Genomic DNA, 20,694 nt, shown 5'->3' with positions numbered 1-20,694 from the left:
CCGTGTCGTCTCGCCGCGGGGGCCCCTGAGGGACCGTGAGCGTTTTGTCGCCGGGTGCCGCATCCGCGGTATGGACGAACGAACCGGGCCGAACGGCGACACGCTGTATCTCGCTTCGTCGGCGGAGACGGGGAACAAAGGGCCGTTCCGGATCGTCTACGCCGACGGCGAGGGGACGCGCCGCTGGGGCTTTTTTTGTGAGAACTGCGAGTCGTTCGACAACGCCGTCGATTCGATGGGGCGGATCCAGTGCAACCGGTGTTCGAACTTCCACAAGGCCGAGGAGTGGGACTCGGCCCACGAGTGACAGGATCTGAGGGCCGGGCCGGCACGCGGTTTCGGCCGACCTACCGGTTCGTGGACAGGTCACCGAACGAGCACGTGCGAATGTTTATTTCCCGTGGCGTGCAATCCGAAGCTGAATGGGAGCTGTTAGCACGTCCCTCATACAGAAGGCACGCACCGTCTTCCGCGAACTCGGCTACGAGGTCACCGACGAGGGTGACGAACTCCGCGCGGAACGGAAGTGGCGGACGGTCTACGTGACGGCCGCCGATCCGGCGGAGGCGAACACGCACGGGCGGCTCCGGTGTTTCGTCGCCCGACCCGACCGCGCCGCGGACGTGCGGGATCGGCTACTCGAGCTCGAACCCGACTACGATTGGGCCGTCGTGGCCGTCGACGAAGGCGATTCGAGCGTGCTCCACCCGAGCGCCGACGTGCTCCCGGCCCCCTGAACGGCGTGCGGCGCGGGCGGCAAACGTGTCCGTCTGTTGATACATCAGGGTACCTTTACTACCCGCCCGGGCGAACCACGCGTGTTATGGTGTTCAAGAAGGTCACCAATCTGAAGTGAACATCTAGTGTTGAGAATTAGGATTGGGCGAAATAAGAGTGAGACCTCCACTAGTAGGTCGATGATTCTTCAACTGGTGTCGGCGGAAGTTCGGCCTGCCAACTCGGGTCTCTGGTAATCATCCCGATTGGAGCAGGAGTAGATGTCTCGATATATACATACTCATCACCTTGGTACTCGTACGTCGCTGGGACGAACAGACCCTGAACATCATCATCCCCACCAGCCGTTATTACTTCACTAATTCCTAGCTCTTCTTTCGGAACTGCCGTCGATACGTGACCGACAGTACCCCCGCCACTATTGAACTGGTCTATACCTTCCAGATGACCTGCACCAACATCTATATTAAACTGGTCGGTCAATGCTATTGCATTAAATAGGACAGTAAAGTCTTCACAGTCACCCAATCCAGTATAGAGAGTCCAGACTGGATGGCTGACAGTTCCACCTAGGCTGATGCTACTGTAGTATTGTGTTGGAACGTCCGACATATCACCCCAAACGGGTTCAAGATCATCATAGTCTGTAGAGACGTGTGGAAGATACTGAACAAAGTCAGCGACAACTCGGAGTTGAGCCGCCTTTGAATCCGCTCCAATATTATCGCAGACAGTCTTTAGCTTTGACGCCACCTCTTGGAGCTTCTGGTGCTGAAGAACCCTATCATCCTCGTACATAACTGTAAACGTATTCTGTCCTTGATTACTGGCTTGTTGAATCATCTGTAACCCTTCTCTTTTTGCCTCCTGTGCAACCTGTTCTGGAATTGTATAATCAATACCCCACATATTCTGCACGTTACCTCGAATAAGGTTTGATGCTATCATCCCTGCGTACTTGAGTGGGTCATCACCCCTTGTCGAGTCCATACGAGCAATCTCTTTCATTTCTGGACTGTGTCGACCATAATGGGATATTCTGAAATGATTCACAGTATTTGTTCCTCCGTCTCGTTCGACGCTCGTATGGAATCCAGGTCTGTTGAAAACATCATAGTAGAGAACAAACTTCTGCGTTGTAACGTGCAGAGGATTTGGCTTCTTGTCCTTATCATTTACTGTTGGATGTTCAATACCATCATACCCTAGACTGGTTGGGTTCTGTACTTCATCTCCTACTCGGACAAACTGACCTGTCTGTGCAACAATTTCTCCAGCTCTATCTGAAACTGTTGGTTGTTCCGTCCAAGCAAAGGTGAATATCCCAGGTGTTGTTTTTGGGATTTCCTTATCTAGTTCGATGTCTTTTATATATGGGAAATGATATACTGGCTGAACATCCAACGGATATGTTCCAACAGCTTGATTCTGGGAGACTAGATGAACTCCAGAAGAGGTATTTTGTGCGTTGTTTACCCTGTATAGTCGCTTATCGTACCTGTCACCGACGGAAGGAAGCTGAGTATACCAGTCTTTGTATTCTGTAGTAAGATAGTTCATTCCAGTACTACTATAGAGATACTCTGGAAGCTCATCTTTGCTGAGTCCTTCTGGAGGATTAACATCCTCTGATACCATTCCCGCCGCTCCCGATGGTACAGTAAAGCTCGCAACTTTCTCCCCGTATTCTTGTGCTTCAAAGCTTTCACGAGGCGTCAGCTCAAATCTTCCGCTTTTCTTTCCCTCAGGAACGTCAGGAACCCACGTGTGAGTTTCCCTGTCGTATGAGGTATTTGCGGAGTTCACAATTGGTTTATTGTATTCCCAGTCTGTTGGTAGCTGACCAAGAGGTGTAAAGTACACTTCAATATCGTAGTCAGCAAGTGGATTCGGCATCGCCTGCATTCCTATTGATACCGATGTTGGCGTTATATCCCATATATTGTAGACTTGTATGCTTGGGCCAACATTCATCTGACCGTCTGAGACGTACTCAGACTCCTGTGGGCTTGTTTTGATGGTTACAGTCTTGTCTTGCCCCTCAGTCTGGGTTTGACCTTCCTCACCCGATGAACTCACAACATCAAACGCGGAGCAACCTGCTAGCCCTGCAGTTATACTCGCTCCAATACCTGCTAGGATTTGCCGTCGGGTGTTATCTCTCCACATACTCATGTCATCTAATAAGAATGGACGAATATATGCTCTATCCTTCGTTACCCGATAAGAGATGGGCTAACAAACTCATATTGCGGTGTAATCAACTAATTACAGGGTCGTGATTAGTTAAGCGACGACTGACTGAAAAACCACCAACAGGCGAGGACTGGAAGGAGCTGCGTTCTTGACGAGCGGGATGATGCGAGGACAGCAGGACGATATCCGAGGACCGCAGTTAATCGCAGGCATCGAGAGCGTAGGCGCTTCCGAATTATTCACTTCTCCTTTCGGGACAGATTCGATGTTAACTAAATAGTATCACGCGACGCTCCCTGAGACTTATGCTACGACGTGTCGTAGCGTAACGTGACGATGGTCTTCAAGAAGATCACACTGATCGGAACCAGCGACGAGAGCTTCGACGACGCGGCGGAGAGCGCGCTCGATCGCGCCGAGGACACGCTCGACAACATCTACTGGGCTGAGGTCGAGGAGTTCGGCGTCGAGATCGCCTCGGCCGACGGCAGGGAGTACCAGGCCGAACTCGAGGTCGCCTTCGAGTTGGAGTAACCGGACGCCGGGAGCGTCGGGGGCTTACGCCATAGGGTTCGGGGCGCCCTCGCGGGCGGTCGGTCGCGTTTCGAGGCGTGCCACAGGCTTATAACCCACACCGTCATGGGTCCGGATGTATCGCATGTCGCTCGCCGAGCTCATCGCAGGGGTCGAAGGACATCAAAAGGAGTTGACGGTGTTCAACGCCGAGGAGCACTCGGTTTCGGCCCTGCGCGAGCGGTTCCACGACCGGAACGTCTCCGTCGGGGCCGAGCACACGCCCAGCGGGAGGCCGACGGCCTTTGCGGTCCTCTCGGACGGCGAGGAGTTCGTCGCCGCCGCCGACATCGACGCTGTGCTTCGCCCCGAGGACGGCACCGCTTCGGGGGGCGAGGACGGTCCCCACCGGCCGATCGTCGAGCACCTGGACAAGACGCTTTTCACCTCGTACGACATCGACCAGATGGTCTCGGCCTCGCGCGAGATCGAGGACCGCGCGTGGCGGGTCGGATCGGGCGCGCTTCACGCGGGGTTCCAGAAGCTCTCGATCCTCGGCGAGCAGATGGACATCTACGAACGCCTGGCGGAAAACGGGTCGCTCGACATCCACGCCTACGCGATCCCGGACGCGGAGGTGCCGGACCACGGCGACGGCCTCACGATCCACGTCGAGCGGAGCGACGAGATCGGCCGGTCGTGGTTCGTCGCCTACGACGGGGACGGCGTCGACGTGAACAAGTGCGCGCTCGTGGCCGAGGAGCGCGATCCGCGCTCGTTCTACGGCTTTTGGACGTACGATCCCGCGACCGTCGATTGGATCATCGAACACCTCGAATCGACGTACGGCCTCGTAGAGACGCGCTGACCGGGTGACGGCGGCGCCGTCGGAACGCCCCGAAGCTACTTGGTCGCGGCCGAGCCACGTCTTTCGTATGCAACCGGAGCGACTCGGGGAGGCGGTCGTCGCCGCCGAGTCAGCCCTTGAGGCCGCCGTCGGCCTCGCGCGCCGGAACCCGCGGCTCTCGGTCGCCGTCGGCGTGGTCGTTGCGCTGCTCGTCCTCGCCGCGCTCTGGTGGTACCTCCGCCCGAGCACCGTCGACAGGTTCCGTTCGGCCCTCGCCGATCGAGACCGGATAACCGTGCTCACGCACCCCAACCCCGACCCGGACGCGATGGCCGCCGCGATGGGCGTCGCCGCGCTGGCCGGGGCGGTGGGCACGGACGCGAGCGTGCAGTACCCCGGTGAGATACGGCACCCCGAGAACCGGGCGTTCGAGGCGGTGTTGGACTGCGATTTCGACCGCATCGAGAGCGCCGACGAACTCGACTCCGAGGCCGTCGTGTTGGTCGATCACAACGAACCGCGGGGGTTCGGCGGGGCCGAGACGGTCGAGCCCTACGCCGTCGTCGATCACCACCCCGGAAACGGCGAGGGCCAGGCGTTTACCGACGTGCGCCCGGAGCGGGGGTCTTGCGCCGGCATCCTCGCGGAGTACGTCGAGGAGTGCGGGTACTCGAACGGCGTGGACGGGCGCGACGGGCCGTCGCTGACGCCGGCGCTGGCGACGGCGCTTCTGTACGGGATCCAATCGGACACGACGGCGTTCACCCGGAGTTGCACGCCCGAGGAGTTCGACGCCGCGGCGTACCTCTTTCCGGCCGCCGACTCCGATTCGCTGGACCGCATCGCGAACCCGCAGATCGACAACGAGACGCTCGAGGTCAAGGCCAGAGCGATCGAGGACCGGACCATCGAGGGGTCGTTCCTGCTCAGCCACGTCGGGACGGTGTCGAACCGCGACGCGCTGCCGGTCGCCGCCGAGGAACTCGTCCGCCTGGAGGGTGTCACGGCGGCCGTCGTCGCCGGCGAACACGAGGGGACGATACACGTCTCCGGGCGCTCGCGCGACGACCGCGTCCACATGGGCAAGTCGCTGTCGAGGGCGCTGGATGCGATCCCGGAGGCCAGCGCCGGCGGGCACGCCCGGATGGGCGGCGGACAGGCGCCGCTTTCGGGGGGCGACGGCGTCGCCGAACCGGACGCGCTGCGCGATCGGGTCTTCGCCGCGATGAACGGGAAACTGTGAGACTACCCGGCCGTCGGTGCGTTCGGCCCGTCACCACTGCGCTTGCTTGTAGATGAGGTTCCGCTGGATCTCGTTTGCGCCCTCGTAGATCACGGGCACCCGGACGTCGCGGTAGACGCGGGCGATCCGGTTTTCGGTGAGCACCGAGCGGCCGCCGTGCAGTTGCATGCCGCGCTCGGCGCAGGCCGTCGCCGTCTCGGTCGATTTGACCTTCGCCATCGCGGCCCAGTGGCCCGCGGCGTCGCCGTCGGCGACGCGGTTGGCGGCCTGCCAGTTGAGCGTCCGGGCGGCCTGGAACTCGGTCACCATATCGGAGAGGATGTGCTGTACCGCCTGGAACTCGGTGATCTTCCTGTCGAAGGCCGTCCTGCCGTGTGCGAAGTCGGCGGCCTCCTCGATCGCGGCGGCGGCGAGTCCGATGCCGTGCCCGCCGACGATGACCCGCCCCTGGTTGAAGAACTCGGCCAGCATGTAGAACCCCGCCCCCTCGGTCCCGACGAGGTTCTCCTCGGGGATCCGCGCGTCGTTCAGTTCGATGTGGGCCTGCTTCGACGCCCGAAAGCCCATCTTCTCGGGGATGTGCTCGGCGTCGTAGCCGTCGGTGTCGGTCGGAACGATGAACATCGAGAAGTTCCCGTAGCGGTTGTTCGGGTCGTCGCCGGTCTTCGCGTACAGCGTGATCCAGTCGGCCTCGACGCCGTTGCCGACCCAGTACTTCTCGCCGTTCAGCACCCACTCGTCGCCGTCTTTCTCGGCGGTCGTTTCCATGCCGGCGAGGTCCGATCCGGTCTCCGGTTCGGAGACGCCGAGCCCCGAGATCTGCTCGTGTTCGGCGACGGGGCGGAGCCACCGCTCGCGCTGTTCGTCGCTGCCGTACTCCTCGACGATGTCGGTCCCGAAACTCGCGAGTTGCAGCGTGAGCGCGATGCCGGCGTCGGCGCGGTAGAACTCCTCGGCGACCGCGAGGGTCTGATGGAGGTCCCACCCGCCGCCGCCGTACTCCTCGCCGATGTTCCGGGCGACGAGCCCCGCCTCCATGCCGGCGTCGAGGATCTCCCAGGGGTACTCCCCGGACTCGTAGTACTCGGCCGCGTTCGGCGCGATATGCTCCTCGGCGAAGTCTCTGGCCTCCCGCTTCAGATCGTGTGCGCGCTCCGGAACGACGGCGGTATCTAACAGTTCCATCTTCGAACGCGTTTGCGCTTCCAGTGGTAAATACCTTCCTCGGAGCGCCGAACGGTGCTGCCGTCGGGGTCGAACGAGGGGCTTATTTCCGTGACGCCCTTCGGGACGGTAATGAGCGAAACCGCCGGAATCGACCGGATCGACCGCGCCGTTATCAACGCGTACCAGGGTGGCTTTCCGGTCGTCGAAGCGCCGTTCGAGCCGGCGGCCGCGGCGCTTCGGGACCGCGGCGTCGAGATCACGGCCGCCGAGTTGCTCGAGCGCGTTCGCGCGCTCGACGAGGAAGGGACACTGACCAGATTCGGGGCGTTGATAAACGCCGCGGAGATCGGCGGGGCGGCGACGCTCGTCGCCATGCACGCCCCCGAGGACCGCTTCGAGGAGATCGCGGAGGCGGTCAACGCCCACCGCGAGGTCGCGCACAACTACCGCCGCGAGCACCCCCATCTGAACATGTGGTTCGTGGTCTCGGTCGCCGACCCCGACGCCGTCGAGCGCGTCCTCGGCGAGATCGAGGCCGAGACGGGACAGGAGACGTACAACCTGCCGAAGCGGCGGGAGTTCCGCGTCGAGGCGAAGTTCCTGCTCGAGGGACCGATCTCCGAGGGCGACGTCGATCTCTCCGCGCTCGGACCGGCCGTCGAACCGACCGATCGGGGGACGCTGACGCCGGCCGAGCGGGACCTCGTCGTCGAGATACAGGGCGGGCTCCCGGTGTCCGCGACGCCGTACGCCGACGTCGCCGACGCACTCGGCGTCGACACCGGGTGGGTCTTAGAGACGATAAAACGGTTCGACGCCGAGGGGAAGGTCCGCCGCGTCGGGGTGATCCCGAACCACTACGCGCTCGGGTACACCGAAAACGGCATGACCGTCTGGGACGTCCCCGACGAGTTACTCGACACGGTGGGGCCGAAGGTCGCCGCGCTCGGGTTCGTGACGCACTGCTATGAGCGGCCGAGACACGAGGGCGTCTGGCCGTACAACTTCTTCGCGATGACCCACGGCCGCAGCGAGGCCGAGAGCGACCGCCGGATACGGCGCGTGAAGTCCGTCATGGAGGAGTACTGGGATGTCGGGGCGGACGACTGGGACTCGCTGTTCTCGACGGAGATACTCAAAAAGACCGGGATCAGAGTCGACGAGCGCGCGGCGGCCAACACCGAGTGAGATGATCCCGCTGTACCACGATTTCGGCGGCGAGACGGTGCTCGTCTTCGGCGGCGGCCCGGTCGGCGCGCGGAAGGCGAGACGCTTCGCCCGCGAGGCCCGGACCCGCGTCGTGAGCCCGGCGTTTCCCGAGGACGACTACGGCGGCGCGGAACTGATCCGGGCCGCCCCGAGCCCCGAGGGGATCTCGGGGTGGTTCGATCGGGCCGCGCCGGCGCTCGTCGTCGCCGCGACGGACGCGGCCGCGGTCAACGAGGCGATCGGGTCAGAGGCGCGCTCCCGGGGCGTTCTCGTCAACCGGGCCGACAACTCCGGGGAGCGCGACCACGGCAGCGTCGTCGTCCCGGCGACGGTCGAGGACGGGGGCGTCACGGTCGCCGTGTCGACGGGCGGGCGGAGTCCGGCGCTCTCGAAGGAACTGCGGCGGCGCATCGAAGCGGAGATCGAGGGGGTCGGGGAGTTGGCGGACATCACGGCGAGCGTCCGGCGGTCGCTGAAGGACCGGGGCGTCGACCCCGAGCGGCGGCGCCGGGCCGTGCGCGACGTGGTCCGGTCCGCGGGCGTTTGGAAGGATTTAGATAGCGCTGAGACGAACCCACGACAGACGGTCGACGCCGTCGTCGAGGCGGCGCTGGGTGAGAACACGTGACAACGAGAACGGATGTCGTCGTGGGTGTCAGCGTCTCCCACAGCGACGCGGCGATCGAGGACATAGAGCGCGCGGCGGCGGCCTCGGGGCGGGCGGCCGTCGAGTCGCTCATGGAGCGTCCGGGCGTCTCGGAGGCGTTCGTGCTACAGACCTGCAACCGCGCGGAGGCCTACGTGGTGACGGAGGAGCCGGCGGCCGGACGCGACGCGCTGTCGGCGTACCTCGGCGGCGTCGATCCGGCGGTGGTTCGGGAGCTCGACCACGAGGGGAGCCTCAGACACCTCATGCGCGTCGCCTGCGGGCTCGAGTCGCTCGTGGTGGGCGAAGACCAGATACTCGGGCAGTTCAGGGAGGCCTACGAGAGCGCACGCGGGGTCGGTGCGGTCGGGGTCGTCCTCGACGACGCGCTGCTCAAGGCGCTTCACGTCGGCGAGCGCGCCCGAAGCGAGACCGCGATCAACGAGGGGACGCTCTCGCTTGGCTCCGCGGCCGTCCGGTTCGCCGCCGCCGAGCACGAGTTAGAGGGCGCGACCGGGCTGGTCATCGGGGCCGGGGAGATCGCGACGCTCGCGGCGGAGGCCCTCGACGAGCGCGTCGGGGAGCTCGTGATCGCGAACCGGACGCTGCCGCACGCCGAACACGTCGCCTCTCAGCTCCGGACGGACGCCTCGGCCGTCGGGCTGGACGCGCTTTCGGAGGCGATCGAGGCGGCGGACGTGGTCGTCTCGGCGACCGGCAGCGCCGATCACGTCGTCGGGGCGGAGGCGTTCGAGACCGCAGGCGAGACGTGCGTCGTCGACATCGCACAGCCGCGGGACGTCCCGGCGGCGGCGGAGGCCTTCGAGTCGGTATCGGTGTACGACCTCGACGAGATCGAGACGGTGACAGACGGGACCAGACGGCAGCGGCGGGCCGCCGCCGAGAGCGTCGAGGCGATGATCGACTCGGAGTTCGAACACCTGATGCAGCAGTACAAGCGGCGACGGGCCGATCAGGTCATCGCCGCGATGTACGAGGGCGCCGAGCGGATGAAGACACAGGAGCTCCGGACGGCGATGCGCAAACTCGAAAGCGAGCGTGGCAGCGAAATCCCTGAAGCCGAACGCGAGATCGTCAACTCGATGGCGGACGCCCTCGTCAGCCAGCTCCTCTCGGCGCCGACACAGAGCCTCCGGGACGCGGCCGAAAACGACGAGTGGTCGACGATACGGACCGCGCTGACGCTGTTCGGTCCGGCGTTCGACATCGAGCCGGCCGAGCCCCCCGAGGCCCCGGACGCCCCCGAAAGCCCGGAGTCGATCCCGGCGGAGATGCGCGATCGGATGCCGGATCACGTCCTCGAACAGCTGACGGGCGACGACGAGTGATCGGCCGAAAAAACGCGGCGAGCAGCGTCGCGTCGGGGTCTTAGAGCTCGTTCAGCTTCCGGAGGAGCTGCCCCTCGTACTCCGCGTCGGCACGGATGCCCTTCAGCTCGAGGACGTTCCGCTCGAGCTTGTCGAGTGCGACCCGAAACGCCGTCTCGGCGCCGTAGCCCTCCCCGGACCCGGCGATCTGCCCGCGGTTCGTCCGGAGCCTGATCTGACAGCGCATCAGCGGCGTCCCGCGGAGGCGCTCTTTGTGCTCGCTGAACCGGACGTGGGCGTGGTGGACCTGCATGTCCTGGTACTTGTCGACGACCTCGGTGATCGCCTCCTGGATCGCCTCCCGGGAGAGCGTCTCGAGGAGGGCGACGTTCGTGATCTGGACATCCATGCTCTCCTCTTCGGTGTACGTCAGCGCGCGGAGCACGTCGGTCTTCGTGACGATGCCCCCAACGGCGGTGTCGTCGTCCGACGGCGTGACGACGAGCCCGGAGTAGTCGTTGTCGAACATCCGCTCGACGGCCGTCCTGACCGACGCGTCGCCGGTGATCGTCGCGACGGGGCTGTTCATCAGGTCGTAGACCGGGAGATCGAGCATTCGGTCGGTGTCGCCGGAGCGATCGCCCTTCTGTTGGCGCTCCATCGTCCTGACGGCGAAGTCGGCGATGTCGTGCGTCGTGACCATGCCCGCCAGCCGACCGCTCTCGTTGACCACCGGGAGCCGCGAGATGTCGTTCTCCCGGAGGTAGTTGATCGCCTTGCCGAGGTGGTCGTCCTCCCGCAGGGAGATCACCTCGTCGGTGTAGATCTGATCGACGGTGAGGACATCGAGGTTATCGAGGACGGCCCGGAGGATCGCGTCCTCGGTGACGATACCCCACAGCGACCCGTTCTCGAAGACCGGCGCGACCTTCGTTCCCCCCTCGACGAGCATCCGGGCGACCTCCCGGACCCCGTCGTCGCGTTCGACGCGGGGGACGTTGTTCCGGACGAGGACGCTTGCCTTCGCGTTGTCCTCGATGTGCGACTGCAACAGCTGTCGCTCCGTGATGACGCCCGCGTACTCGCCGCCCTCGGTCACGACGATCCCCTTGGGGTTTTGCCTCTCGAAGACGGCGCGGACCTTGCCGAGTCGCTCGTCGCTGTCCACCTGGACGTACTCCTCGGTGGCGATATCTGTGATCTTCATCTCTGTCCGAGAACTTGGCCGCGACGGCTCTTGAAACTACTCCCCCTCGCCGGTCCGCACCGGAGCGTGCGGTTCGACGCCGGGCTCGAGGCGTCGCACGCCCCGATCGCGACGCACCGCTCGCGGCGGTCGCGAGGCGCTACTCGCCCCAGTTTCGGCGTTCGGTCGGCCGATCGGAGAGCGCCATCACGTCGAGCGGTTCCTCGGCGGTGCCGATCGCCTCGAGTGTGGCCCGCGCGCTCGGGACCGTCGAGAAGTAGGTGATGTCCTCCTCGACGGCGACCTCGAGGAGATCCCGGTCCCGCGAGAAGACCACGTCGATCTCGCCGTCGCGCAACGCCCCCGGGAGGTCCTCGAAGTCGTCCTTGCGCCGCACGTCGAAGGTGCGCTCGGCCCCCTCCTGGACGTCCGAGATGTCCTCGTTTTTCTGTGACATCCCCCGGAGGGTGTCGAGATCGACGATCGCCGTGCCGCCGGTCGGGATCGACTTGCCGGTCGCGGACTGCGCTTTCAGGTAGGCCTTGCCGAACGAGCGGGCCGTCCCCATCACCTCGCCGGTCGATTTCATCTCCGGCCCGAGGCGGGGGTCCGAACCCGGCAGTCGGTCGAACGGAAGCACGACCTCCTTGACCGAGACGTGTTCGGGGACCTGCTCGTGTGTGTCGAGATCCCCAAGAGAGCCCCCGGCCATGACCTTCGCGGCGAGTTTCGCGATCGGGACGCCGGTGGCCTTCGAGACGAACGGGACGGTCCGCGAGGAGCGGGGGTTTGCCTCCAGTACGTACACCTCGCCGTCGCGGACGGCCAACTGGACGTTCAGCAGGCCGACCGTATCGAGACCGCGGGCGATGTCGAGGGTGACCGCCCGGACGCGCTCGAGGACGTCCCGCGAGAGCGACCGGGGCGGGATGAGACACGCCGAATCGCCCGAGTGGACCCCGGCCGCCTCGACGTGCTCCATGATCCCGCCGATGAGGACGTCCTCGCCGTCGGCGACCGCGTCGACATCGAGTTCGACCGCGTCGGCGAGGAAGTCGTCGACGAGGATGGGCTTGTCCGGGGCGACCCGGACGGCCTCCTCGATGTACCCCTCGAGTTCCTCGTCGGAGTACACCACGTCCATCGCGCGGCCGCCGAGGACGTAGGAGGGGCGGACCAACACGGGGTAGCCGATCTCGTGGGCGAGATCCAGCGCCTCGGGCTTGCTCGTCGCGGTGCCGCCCTCCGGTTGGCTGATGTCCGACTCGTCCATCAGGGCGTTGAACCGGTCGCGGTCCTCGGCGAGGTCCATCGCCTCGACGGACGTGCCGAGGATCTCACACTCGAGGCCGCGACGGTCGAGTTCCGCCTCCAGCGGTTCGCCGACGTTGACCGACGTCTGGCCGCCGAACTGGACCATCACGCCGTCGGACTCCGTCTCCTCGACGATGTCGGCGATCTCCTCGGCGGTGATCGGCTCGAAGAAGAGCCCGTCGGAGGTGTCGTAGTCCGTCGACACCGTCTCGGGGTTGTTGTTGACGACGTGGGCCTCGACGCCGACCTCCCGGAGGGCGCGCACGGCGTGGACCGCACAGTAGTCGAACTCGACGCCCTGGCCGATCCGGATCGGGCCGCCGCCGACCACGACGACGCTCTCGACGTCGCGGTCGACCTGGACCTCGCTGCCGCCCCGGCCCGTCGGCGGCTCCCGCGCCGAGTAGTAGTACGGCGTCGAGGCGCGGAACTCGCCGGCGCAGGTGTCGACCTGCTTGAACGTCCGACGCGAGGTGTCGCCCTCGACGTCCTCGACGGTCGCCCTGGCGCCGTCGGTCTCGAGGGGCCGTCCGGTCTCGGCGTCGCCGGGCGCCGCCGAGGGGATCCACGAGGCGTGCGTGTCGTTGAACTCGCCGCCCGCCATGGCCGCGATCTCCTGGTTCGTGAACCCGGCGTCGGCCGCCGGCTCGAACTCCCCCTCGACCGCGTCGGCGGCGGCCTCGGCGATCCGTCCGAACCGCTCGAGGTACCACTCGTAGATCCCGGTCAGGTCGTGGATCTCTTCGACGGTGTAGCCCCGCATGAACGCCTCGAGGATCGCGTACGGGCGGTCCGGGGTGGGCCGGACGAGATACTCCGATTCGAGTTCGTCGTCGCCGACGTCGGCCCACTCGACGGCGGGGTCGTACTCCGAGGAGCGAAGCGCTTTCAGCAACGACTCCTCGAAGGTCCGGCCGATCGACATTGCCTCGCCGGTCGATTTCATCGCCGGGCCGAGTTCGAACTCGACGTCGGAGAACTTGTCGATGGGCCACCGCGGGACCTTCGTGACGATGTAATCGATCGCCGGCTCGAAGGCGGCGGTCGTCTGGCCGGTGATCTCGTTGTCGATCTCGTGGAGCCGCTTGCCCATTGCGACCTTCGCCGTGACGCGGGCGATCGGGTAGCCGGTCGCCTTCGATGCCAGCGCCGACGACCGGGAGACGCGGGGGTTGACCTCGACGACGCGGTACTCCCCGGAGGGCGTCCCGTCGTCGCGCCAGGCGTGTTGGATGTTACAGCCGCCCTCGATCCCCAGCTCGCGGATGACCTTCAGCGCCGAGTTCCGCATCTCCTGGTGGGCCTCGTCGGGGATGACCTGCGAGGGCGTGACGACGGTCGACTCCCCGGTGTGGATCCCCATCGGATCGATGTTCTCCATGTTGCAGATGATGATACAGGAGTCGTCGGCGTCGCGCATCACCTCGTACTCGAGTTCGACCCAGCCGGCGATCGATTCGGTGATCTGGACCTCGTGGTTCCGCGAGAGCTGAAACCCCTTGCGGGCGATCTCGCGCAGTTCCGCCATGTCGTCGACGACGCCCGAGCCGGAGCCCCCGAGCGTGTAGGCGGTCCGGGCGATGACCGGGAGGCCGCCGACCGATTCGACGGCGTCCTCGAGTTCGTCCATCGATCCGATCGTCTCGGAGCGACAGACCGGTTCGCCGATGTCCCGCATGCGCTCGCGGAACAGTTCGCGGTCCTCCGTGGCGTAGATCGTGTCCAGCGGCGTCCCCATGATGTCGACGTCGTACTCCTCGAGGACGCCCTGCTCGGCGAGCTCGGCGGTGACGTTCAGCCCCGTCTGCCCGCCGAGACCGGCGATGACGCCGTCCGGTCGCTCGTTCCGGACCACCTCGGCGATGGCCTCGGGCGTGATGGGTTCGACGTAGACCTTGTCGGCCATCTCGGGGTCGGTCATGATCGTCGCGGGGTTCGAGTTGACGAGGACGACCCGGGCACCCTCCTCCCGGAGCGCCCGACACGCCTGTGCGCCGGAGTAGTCGAACTCGGCTGCCTGTCCGATCTGGATCGGCCCGCTGCCGATGAGCAGGATGGTGCGGTCCTCGTCTGGCATTACTCGATCCGAGCCCGTACATCGTAATAAGCCCGGCGAAAGGGTGCGGAATTCGTAGCTCGGATACGAATTTCGAACCGCGCCGCCGCCGTACGGTGGGCCGCGGTCGGCTCGCGTTCGAAGCCGCGGCCGTCCGGCGCGTGATCGCGTCGGCGGGGGGTTTTAGCCGTCCCGACGCCGAAGTCCGGTATGACGCTGAACGAACTGCCCGAGATCGCGCCGGAGGCGGGGACGGTCGAAACCGCAGAACTCGTCGTCGAGGACGACGTGCTCGTGAAACTGTTCGCGATCGGTCCCGGGGCCGCCTTCGACCCCCACGTCCACGACGACTGCGAGAACGTCTTCCATCTGCTCGAGGGCGAGGTCGTCGTCACCCAGGGCGACACGGAGGAGACGGTCGCCGCGCCGGCGGTCGTTCACAACCCCCGCGGCGTCCCCCACGGGGCGAGAAACGACGCCGAGGAGCCGGCGCTCCTGACGGCGAGTCTCTGCCCGCTGCCCTGAGCCCGAACGGTGCCGCGTCCCGAGGGCCCGCGTGTTTCAGGGGTTCAGACAGTTTCAGTCGTCTCTGTCGTCGCCGTCGCCACCCTCGTCCCCGTCGTCGCCGGGGGCGTGCCTTTCTGGGTCGTCGTCTTCGGACCCGTCGTCGCGGGTCGCCAACCCAACCAGGTGCGGCGCTTCCTCGACGACGATCTCCGCCGTACCGAGCCGGACCGCGCTCTCGCTGCCGGGCAGACAGAACACCGGCGCCCCGTCGGCGATGCCCGCCGTCGCCCGCGTCCCGACGACCTTGGTTCCGATCTGCTCGCGCGAGAGGCTCCGGAACAGCTCGCCGAACCCGGGGAGGCGCTTGTCGAAGAGCGGTTCGAGCGCCTCGACGGTCACGTCGTCCGGGGTGACGCCGGTGCCCCCGGTCGTGACGACGCAGTCGGTGTCGCCCCGGTTGACGAAGCGATCGACGGTGTCCTGTACGGCGTCGTAGTCGTCGTTTATCAGCTCCCGGACCGAGACCTCGTGGCCGGCCTCCCGGACGATCTCACAGATCGCCTCACCGGCGGCGTCCTCCGCGCTGCCGCGGCTCGAGGAGACGGTCAACACCGCGACCTCGAGTTCCGCCACGTCGTGGTGGTGGTGATCGTGTTCGTGCCCGTCTCCGTCTCCGTGTTCGTGTTCCGTGCCCTCGGCCCGCCCGCCCTCGTCGTGGTCGTCCATGCGCGTCGTTCGGGCGGCGTCGGTGAAAAACGCCCTGAAGCGGGCTACCGCTAACGTTTTGAGTCGGCCGGACACAACAGGAGGGTATGAAGGCGATCTTTTACGACGAACACGGTTCGACCGACGTCCTCCAGTACGACGAGTTCGACGACCCGGCGATCGGCCCCGAGGAGGTCCTCGTCGACGTCAAGGCCGGCGGCCTGAATCACCTCGACGTCTGGACCCGCCGCGGGATGCCCAGCCCCGAGGAACTGCCGCACATCCCCGGCAGCGACGCCGCGGGGGTCGTAAGCGAGGCCGGTGACCGCGTGACCCGCTTCGAGGCGGGCGATCGCGTCGTCGTCGATCCCGGGCTGTACTGCGGCGAGTGTGAGTTCTGCCGGAAGGGCGAGCAGTCGCTGTGCACCGACTACAAGATGATCGGCGAGCACGTCCGCGGCGTCCACAGCGACTTCGCGGCCGTCCCCGAGCGGAACCTGCTGTCGCTGCCCGACGACGTCGGGTTCGTCACCGCCGCGGCCGCGCCGCTCGTCTTCCAGACCGCCTGGCGGATGATGACGACGCGGGCGGAGATCGACCAGTCCGACAGCGTGCTCGTGTTGGGCGCCTCGGGCGGCGTCGGGCACGCCTGCGTCCAGATCGCCGCCAACGAGGGGTGTGAGGTCTTCGCAACCGCCTCCTCCGAAGAGAAACTCGAGTTGGCCCGCGAGTGCGGGGCCGATCACCTCATCAACTACGAGGAGGAGCCGTTCGACGAGGCCGTCACGGAGCTGACCGACGGCCGCGGCGTCGACGTCGTCGCCGACCACGTCGGCGAAGCGACGTGGGACAAGTCCCTGAGCGCGGCCGCGCGCGGCGGCGCCGTCGTGACCTGCGGGGCGACCTCGGGGGTTTCCCCCGAGACGAACATCCCCAAGGTGTTCTGGAAACAGCTCGACATCCTCGGTTCAACGATGGGGACGCCCGGCGAGATGGACGAGGTGATGGCGAAGGTGTTCGACGGGACGTTCGAGCCCCACGTCCGGGAGGTGCTGCCGATGAGCGAGATCGTCCGCGGCCACGAGATCCTCGAGTCCCGGGAGGGCTTCGGGTCGGTCGTCGTCGTGCCGGACGACGAGTACGAGGCCGGGACCTACGAGTGAGAAGCGACGGCGGCGGCGACGACGCCGAGGACGACCGAGGGATGGTCCACCCCGACGAGGTCGACCGGGAGTTCGACTGGCGTGGCTGGGCGCTCGTCGCGACCGTCTTCGTCGCCCTGCTCGTCGTTCCGGCGATCATCTACCTGTTCCCCAAGGTGCCGACGGGGTTCGGGCTGAGCCGCCGGGACGCGTTCCTCGCGTTGCCGATGGTGTCCGCGACCGTCCTCGGCATCCTCGCGGTCTGGGCGACGACGCGGCCCTGAACCGGCCGCGGAACGCTTTTTTTGTCGCCGGTGTTCGGGTACGGTATGAGTTCGAGCGGGGCGATCGCCGAGTTCGCGGCGGACGTTCGCTACGAGCGGCTGCCCGAGGACGTCCGCGCGGCCACGAAACGGCGCGTGCTCGACGCGGTCGGCGTCGGCCTCGGGACCCGAGAGACCGGCGAACGCGACGCGATCGCGCGGGCGGTCGGAGGCGGTGGCAGCGGGGACGGCAGCGGCGGCGAAAGCCGGCTGTGGGGGGCGACGACGGCGTCGGCGCCGATGGCCGCCCTTCATAACGCGGCGCTCGCCGAGGCCGGCAACGGCGCCGTCTTCCTCTCGCCGGCGCTCGCTCGCGCATACGGACCCCTCGGGGCCGTCCTCGCGGCCGCCGAGACGGAGGGGTCGACCGGCGACGCGACGCTCGCCGGGCTCGCGGTCGCGCTCGAGGTCCACGGCGAGTTGGCCTGGAGCGCCCCGCTCGAGGGGTTCGGGCCGGCGACCCACGCCGGCCTCGCCGCCGCGGCTGGCGTCGGACGGGCGATGGGGCTCGGCGCGGACGGGATTGAGCGGGCGATCGGGCTGACCGCGAGCCGCGTTTCGCTGTCGGTCGGCGGGGAGGCGTTCCGCCCGGTGTCGTCGGGGCTTGCGTCGCAGGCGGCGGTCGTGGCCTGCCGGCTCGCCGCCGAGGGCGTCGAAGCGCCCGACGCGATGACCGCGGCGGGCGGGTGGCACGACCGGGTGGGCGCGTTCGATCTCGATTTGGACCCGGGCTGTGAGCGGGTTCGCGACGCCGCGGTGTTGCCGTACGACGCCCACCCGTACGGACAGTCGGCGATCGAGGCGGCGATCGGACTCGCCGAGGAAACCGCCATCGATCCGGCCGACATCGGGCGGGTCGGGGTCGAGACCGTCGAGCGGGCGGTCCCCGAGGTCGACGCCGAGCGGATCGCGGCCGCCCTCGTCGATCGGGCGCTCGCGGTGCATCGGGCGGGGCGGGCCGACCTCCGCCCGGTCGCCGAAAGGGTGACCGTATCGTCGATCGGGCGGTCGGACGATCGCCCCGATACCGCGGCGATGCCGGCCCGGGTGACGGTCGAGACCCGCGACGGCGCCACGCACGAGCGGGCCGTCGAGCGCTTCAGCGGCCACCCGGCCGCCCCGGCGTCGTGGGGGACGGTCGAGGGGAAGTTCCACGCACAAGCGGCGGCGTACGACCGCGACCGCCGCGAGGACATCGTCCGTACCGTCCGGAGCTTCGAGGCCGAGACGGCCGTCGAACTCGCGCGGCTGCTCGGGCGGGCGCGGTCGGACACAGAGCCGGGTCAGGCCTGACGGCGGGATCGACGTTCGGAGACGGAAAACGGGAGCGGCGGGCGATCCGTCCGCAGCCGACGGCCGGTCTATGAGAACCCGGCGGGGCTACTCGTCGGCGAAGTCCCGCCGCATCGCGATCTCGAACCACGGGCAGAGCCGGAGCTGTCGGTACCACTTCGGGTGCTCGTGGAGTCGGTCGTAGGGGACCCACATCACGCCGGCGACCTCCGTCTCGTCGGGGTCGAGCGACCGGTCGTCGAGCGTGCACTGCAGCACCGAACAGACCTCCCACTCGAGGCCCTGATCGAGGTAGTACCGCTTGTACTCGAACTTGTCCGTCACCCGGAGGTCGTCGTACTGCTCGGGCGTGACGCCGAGTTCCTCCTCGAGACGCGCCTCCGTCGCCGCCACCTGGCTCTGTCCCTCGATCGGGTGCGAGGCCACGGTGCCGTCCCAGTGGGTGTCCCAGAGCCGCTTGTCGGGGGCTCGCTGGGCCAACAGCACGTTCCCGTCGCCGTCGAAGACGAGCGCGGTGAACGCCCGGTGGCGCACGCCGTCGCCCGTGTGGGCGTCGAGTCGGTTGATCGTTCCCGTCGCCGTGTCGTCGGCGTCGACGACGACGACGTCCTGTTCGGCGTTCTCGTGGCGCTCGGCGGCTTCGGCGCTCGACCCGGCGGGGTCGGCGTCGTCCGTGCTCATACGCGCTACGACGGGGGACTGTATTAAGTTCCCTTCGGATCACCCGAGTTTCTCGTCGAGGATGAGCCGGGTCTTCGTCGAGACGACCTCGTCGAGTTCGCGGGCCCGCGTTATCAGGTCGTTGAGCGTGCCGGTGTCGGTCGTATCGACGACGACGACGACGTCCTCCTCGCCCGAGACCTGCCAGACGAAGTCGACCTCGGCCCACTCGGCCATCCGGTCGGAGATCTCGCCCGTGTCGACATCGACGGCGACGCCGATCTCGACCATCGCTTTGATGTTCCCCGTCCGGGTCGACACGGTAAAGCGTTCGATGACGCCGCGCTCCGAGAGGGCCTCGACGCGGTTCCGGACGGTCCCCTCGGAGGTCCCGACCCGATCGGCGATCTCGGTGTAGGGCGTCCGGGCGTCCCGGCGGAGGATCGCGAGGATCCGGCGATCGAGGTCGTCCATCGAGGTCTGTGCGTTCCACGCGGGGGCACTTACCGATTACGAATTTCGTAACCGAACTTCGAACACAAGCGTTAATTGCGGATGTGTCGTACGGATCTCGTAATGACCGACGCCTATCTGGCGCTGGAGGACGGCCGCACCGTCGAGGCCCGCGCCCGTGCGCCCGGACGCACCCGCGGCGAGTTGGTGTTCACCACCGCCTACACCGGCTACGAGGAATCGCTCACCGACCCGAGCTACGAGGAGCAGATACTCACCTTCTCGTACCCGCTCATCGGCAACTACGGGGTGCGCGAGGAGCGCTTCGAGTCCGACCGCGTCCACCCCCGCGGCGTCGTCGCCAGGGAGCTGACCGAGGACGTCGCCGAGTGGCTGGCGAGCGAGGGCGTGCCCGCCGTCGACGAACTCGACACCAGAGACCTCGTGACCGGGGTCCGCGAGCAGGGCGCGATGAAGTGCGGGATCGCCGCCGGGGCCGACGCGACAGCCGCCGACGCCGCGGCGGAACTCGCCGAGTGCAAGGCGATGAGCGAACACGTCGACATCGGATCGCAGGTATCGGTGAGCGAGCCGGTGACGCACAACCCCGAGGGCGACGGCCCGACGGTGGCGCTCGTCGACTGCGGCGCGAAGGGGTCGATCGCCGCCTCGCTCGTCGAGCGGGGCGCGACCGTCGAGCGGATCCCCTACGACGCGACGGCCACGGACGTTGAGGCGATCGGTCCGGACGTGCTTTTCATCTCGAACGGCCCCGGCGACCCCGAGAACTACGGGGCCGCCGCCTCGCTCGTCGACGAGTACGTCGGCGACGTGCCGCTGGCCGGGATCTGTCTGGGCCAGCAGGTGATCGCGAACGCGCTGGGCGGCGGCACCGAGAAGATGGAGTTCGGCCACCGAGGAGTCAACCAGCCGGTCAGGGACCTCCGGTCGGACCAGGTCGTCATGACGACACAGAACCACGGGTACACCGTCACCGAGTCCGGCGAACTCGACGTCACCCAGATCAACGTCAACGACGACACCCCGGAGGGGCTCGAAAGCGACGAACTCGAGGTCATCACACGACAGTACCACCCCGAGGCGAACCCCGGTCCACACGATACGCTCGGCTTCTTCGACGACGTGATCGCGATGGTTGACCGGTAGC

Annotated in this window: 20 protein-coding genes; 13 read left to right on the top strand and 7 right to left on the bottom strand. The window is 66.5% G+C overall.

Annotation, left to right across the window (positions count from 1 at the left end):
- The first annotated feature begins 70 nt into the window (after positions 1 to 70).
- On the top strand, positions 71 to 307 hold the full coding sequence (locus tag Q0916_RS10150; protein ID WP_299237141.1) for a DUF5816 domain-containing protein: 237 nt from the start codon (positions 71 to 73) through the stop codon (positions 305 to 307).
- A 115-nt stretch (positions 308 to 422) separates the two neighbouring features.
- Positions 423 to 737, top strand: coding sequence for a DUF7116 family protein (locus Q0916_RS10145; protein ID WP_299237140.1), 315 nt, complete (start codon positions 423 to 425; stop codon positions 735 to 737).
- A gap of 169 nt (positions 738 to 906) precedes the next feature.
- Here Q0916_RS10145 and Q0916_RS10140 read toward each other — a convergent pair whose 3' ends face one another.
- On the bottom strand, positions 907 to 2,913 hold the full coding sequence (locus Q0916_RS10140; protein ID WP_299237139.1) for a hypothetical protein: 2,007 nt from the start codon (positions 2,911 to 2,913) through the stop codon (positions 907 to 909).
- 357 nt (positions 2,914 to 3,270) lie between these two features.
- Between Q0916_RS10140 and Q0916_RS10135 the strand changes: the two genes are divergently transcribed.
- The 3 genes from Q0916_RS10135 (at position 3,271) to Q0916_RS10125 (ending at position 5,537) form a co-directional block, all read left to right on the top strand.
- The gene (locus Q0916_RS10135; protein ID WP_299237138.1) at positions 3,271 to 3,468 is read left to right on the top strand and encodes a dodecin; all 198 of its coding nucleotides are present in this window, start codon (positions 3,271 to 3,273) and stop codon (positions 3,466 to 3,468) included.
- Between the two features lie 124 nt (positions 3,469 to 3,592).
- On the top strand, positions 3,593 to 4,315 hold the full coding sequence (locus tag Q0916_RS10130; RefSeq protein WP_299237137.1) for a DICT sensory domain-containing protein: 723 nt from the start codon (positions 3,593 to 3,595) through the stop codon (positions 4,313 to 4,315).
- Between the two features lie 67 nt (positions 4,316 to 4,382).
- The gene (locus Q0916_RS10125) at positions 4,383 to 5,537 is read left to right on the top strand and encodes a DHH family phosphoesterase (RefSeq protein ID WP_299237136.1); all 1,155 of its coding nucleotides are present in this window, start codon (positions 4,383 to 4,385) and stop codon (positions 5,535 to 5,537) included.
- A gap of 30 nt (positions 5,538 to 5,567) precedes the next feature.
- On the opposite strand, the gene Q0916_RS10120 is transcribed toward Q0916_RS10125, so the two are convergent.
- Complete coding sequence (locus tag Q0916_RS10120; RefSeq protein ID WP_299237135.1) at positions 5,568 to 6,722, bottom strand: acyl-CoA dehydrogenase family protein; 1,155 nt, start codon at positions 6,720 to 6,722, stop codon at positions 5,568 to 5,570.
- 111 nt (positions 6,723 to 6,833) lie between these two features.
- On the opposite strand from Q0916_RS10120, the gene Q0916_RS10115 reads away from it, so the two are divergent.
- Genes Q0916_RS10115 through hemA form a run of 3 tightly spaced genes read left to right on the top strand, consistent with a single transcriptional unit; the run spans position 6,834 to position 9,908 of the window.
- Positions 6,834 to 7,892 (top strand): Lrp/AsnC family transcriptional regulator, encoded by a 1,059-nt coding sequence (locus tag Q0916_RS10115; RefSeq protein WP_299237134.1) that lies wholly within the window; start codon positions 6,834 to 6,836, stop codon positions 7,890 to 7,892.
- 1 nt (position 7,893) lies between these two features.
- On the top strand, positions 7,894 to 8,541 hold the full coding sequence (locus Q0916_RS10110; protein ID WP_299237133.1) for a precorrin-2 dehydrogenase/sirohydrochlorin ferrochelatase family protein: 648 nt from the start codon (positions 7,894 to 7,896) through the stop codon (positions 8,539 to 8,541).
- Positions 8,538 to 9,908: a glutamyl-tRNA reductase gene (gene hemA, locus Q0916_RS10105; protein ID WP_299237132.1), complete on the top strand. Its 1,371-nt coding sequence runs from the start codon at positions 8,538 to 8,540 to the stop codon at positions 9,906 to 9,908. Before Q0916_RS10110 ends, hemA begins: the two co-directional genes overlap by 4 nt.
- Positions 9,909 to 9,948: 40 nt before the next feature.
- Here hemA and Q0916_RS10100 read toward each other — a convergent pair whose 3' ends face one another.
- The gene (locus tag Q0916_RS10100; protein ID WP_299237131.1) at positions 9,949 to 11,094 is read right to left on the bottom strand and encodes a CBS domain-containing protein; all 1,146 of its coding nucleotides are present in this window, start codon (positions 11,092 to 11,094) and stop codon (positions 9,949 to 9,951) included.
- Positions 11,095 to 11,233: 139 nt separating this feature from the next.
- Positions 11,234 to 14,464, bottom strand: coding sequence for a carbamoyl-phosphate synthase large subunit (gene carB, locus Q0916_RS10095; RefSeq protein ID WP_299237130.1), 3,231 nt, complete (start codon positions 14,462 to 14,464; stop codon positions 11,234 to 11,236).
- Positions 14,465 to 14,653: 189 nt separating this feature from the next.
- On the opposite strand from carB, the gene Q0916_RS10090 reads away from it, so the two are divergent.
- Positions 14,654 to 14,968 (top strand): cupin domain-containing protein, encoded by a 315-nt coding sequence (locus Q0916_RS10090; RefSeq protein ID WP_299237129.1) that lies wholly within the window; start codon positions 14,654 to 14,656, stop codon positions 14,966 to 14,968.
- A gap of 54 nt (positions 14,969 to 15,022) precedes the next feature.
- Here Q0916_RS10090 and Q0916_RS10085 read toward each other — a convergent pair whose 3' ends face one another.
- On the bottom strand, positions 15,023 to 15,676 hold the full coding sequence (locus Q0916_RS10085) for a MogA/MoaB family molybdenum cofactor biosynthesis protein (protein ID WP_299237128.1): 654 nt from the start codon (positions 15,674 to 15,676) through the stop codon (positions 15,023 to 15,025).
- 86 nt (positions 15,677 to 15,762) lie between these two features.
- On the opposite strand from Q0916_RS10085, the gene Q0916_RS10080 reads away from it, so the two are divergent.
- From Q0916_RS10080 to Q0916_RS10070, 3 genes are read left to right on the top strand one after another with little or no spacing between them, the layout of a single operon-like run.
- Positions 15,763 to 16,818: a zinc-binding dehydrogenase gene (locus Q0916_RS10080; protein ID WP_299237127.1), complete on the top strand. Its 1,056-nt coding sequence runs from the start codon at positions 15,763 to 15,765 to the stop codon at positions 16,816 to 16,818.
- Positions 16,815 to 17,081: a hypothetical protein gene (locus tag Q0916_RS10075; RefSeq protein ID WP_299237126.1), complete on the top strand. Its 267-nt coding sequence runs from the start codon at positions 16,815 to 16,817 to the stop codon at positions 17,079 to 17,081. The genes Q0916_RS10080 and Q0916_RS10075 overlap by 4 nt, the downstream gene beginning before the upstream one ends.
- 45 nt (positions 17,082 to 17,126) lie before the next feature.
- The gene (locus tag Q0916_RS10070) at positions 17,127 to 18,413 is read left to right on the top strand and encodes an MmgE/PrpD family protein (RefSeq protein WP_299237125.1); all 1,287 of its coding nucleotides are present in this window, start codon (positions 17,127 to 17,129) and stop codon (positions 18,411 to 18,413) included.
- Positions 18,414 to 18,500: 87 nt separating this feature from the next.
- Here the strand turns inward: Q0916_RS10070 and Q0916_RS10065 are convergent, their stop codons facing one another.
- Both Q0916_RS10065 and Q0916_RS10060 read right to left on the bottom strand, forming a co-directional pair.
- Positions 18,501 to 19,094, bottom strand: coding sequence for an NUDIX hydrolase (locus tag Q0916_RS10065; protein ID WP_299237124.1), 594 nt, complete (start codon positions 19,092 to 19,094; stop codon positions 18,501 to 18,503).
- 39 nt (positions 19,095 to 19,133) lie between these two features.
- Positions 19,134 to 19,547: an Lrp/AsnC family transcriptional regulator gene (locus Q0916_RS10060; RefSeq protein WP_299237123.1), complete on the bottom strand. Its 414-nt coding sequence runs from the start codon at positions 19,545 to 19,547 to the stop codon at positions 19,134 to 19,136.
- 102 nt (positions 19,548 to 19,649) lie between these two features.
- Between Q0916_RS10060 and carA the strand changes: the two genes are divergently transcribed.
- Entirely contained in the window at positions 19,650 to 20,693 is a 1,044-nt protein-coding gene (carA, locus tag Q0916_RS10055) for a glutamine-hydrolyzing carbamoyl-phosphate synthase small subunit (RefSeq protein ID WP_299237122.1), read from the top strand.
- Position 20,694 lies beyond the last annotated feature (1 nt).

Source organism: Natronomonas sp. (genome assembly GCF_028274965.1).
In the GTDB taxonomy this organism is placed as follows: domain Archaea; phylum Halobacteriota; class Halobacteria; order Halobacteriales; family Haloarculaceae; genus Natronomonas.
This window is presented reverse-complemented; position numbering and strand designations above follow the sequence as displayed.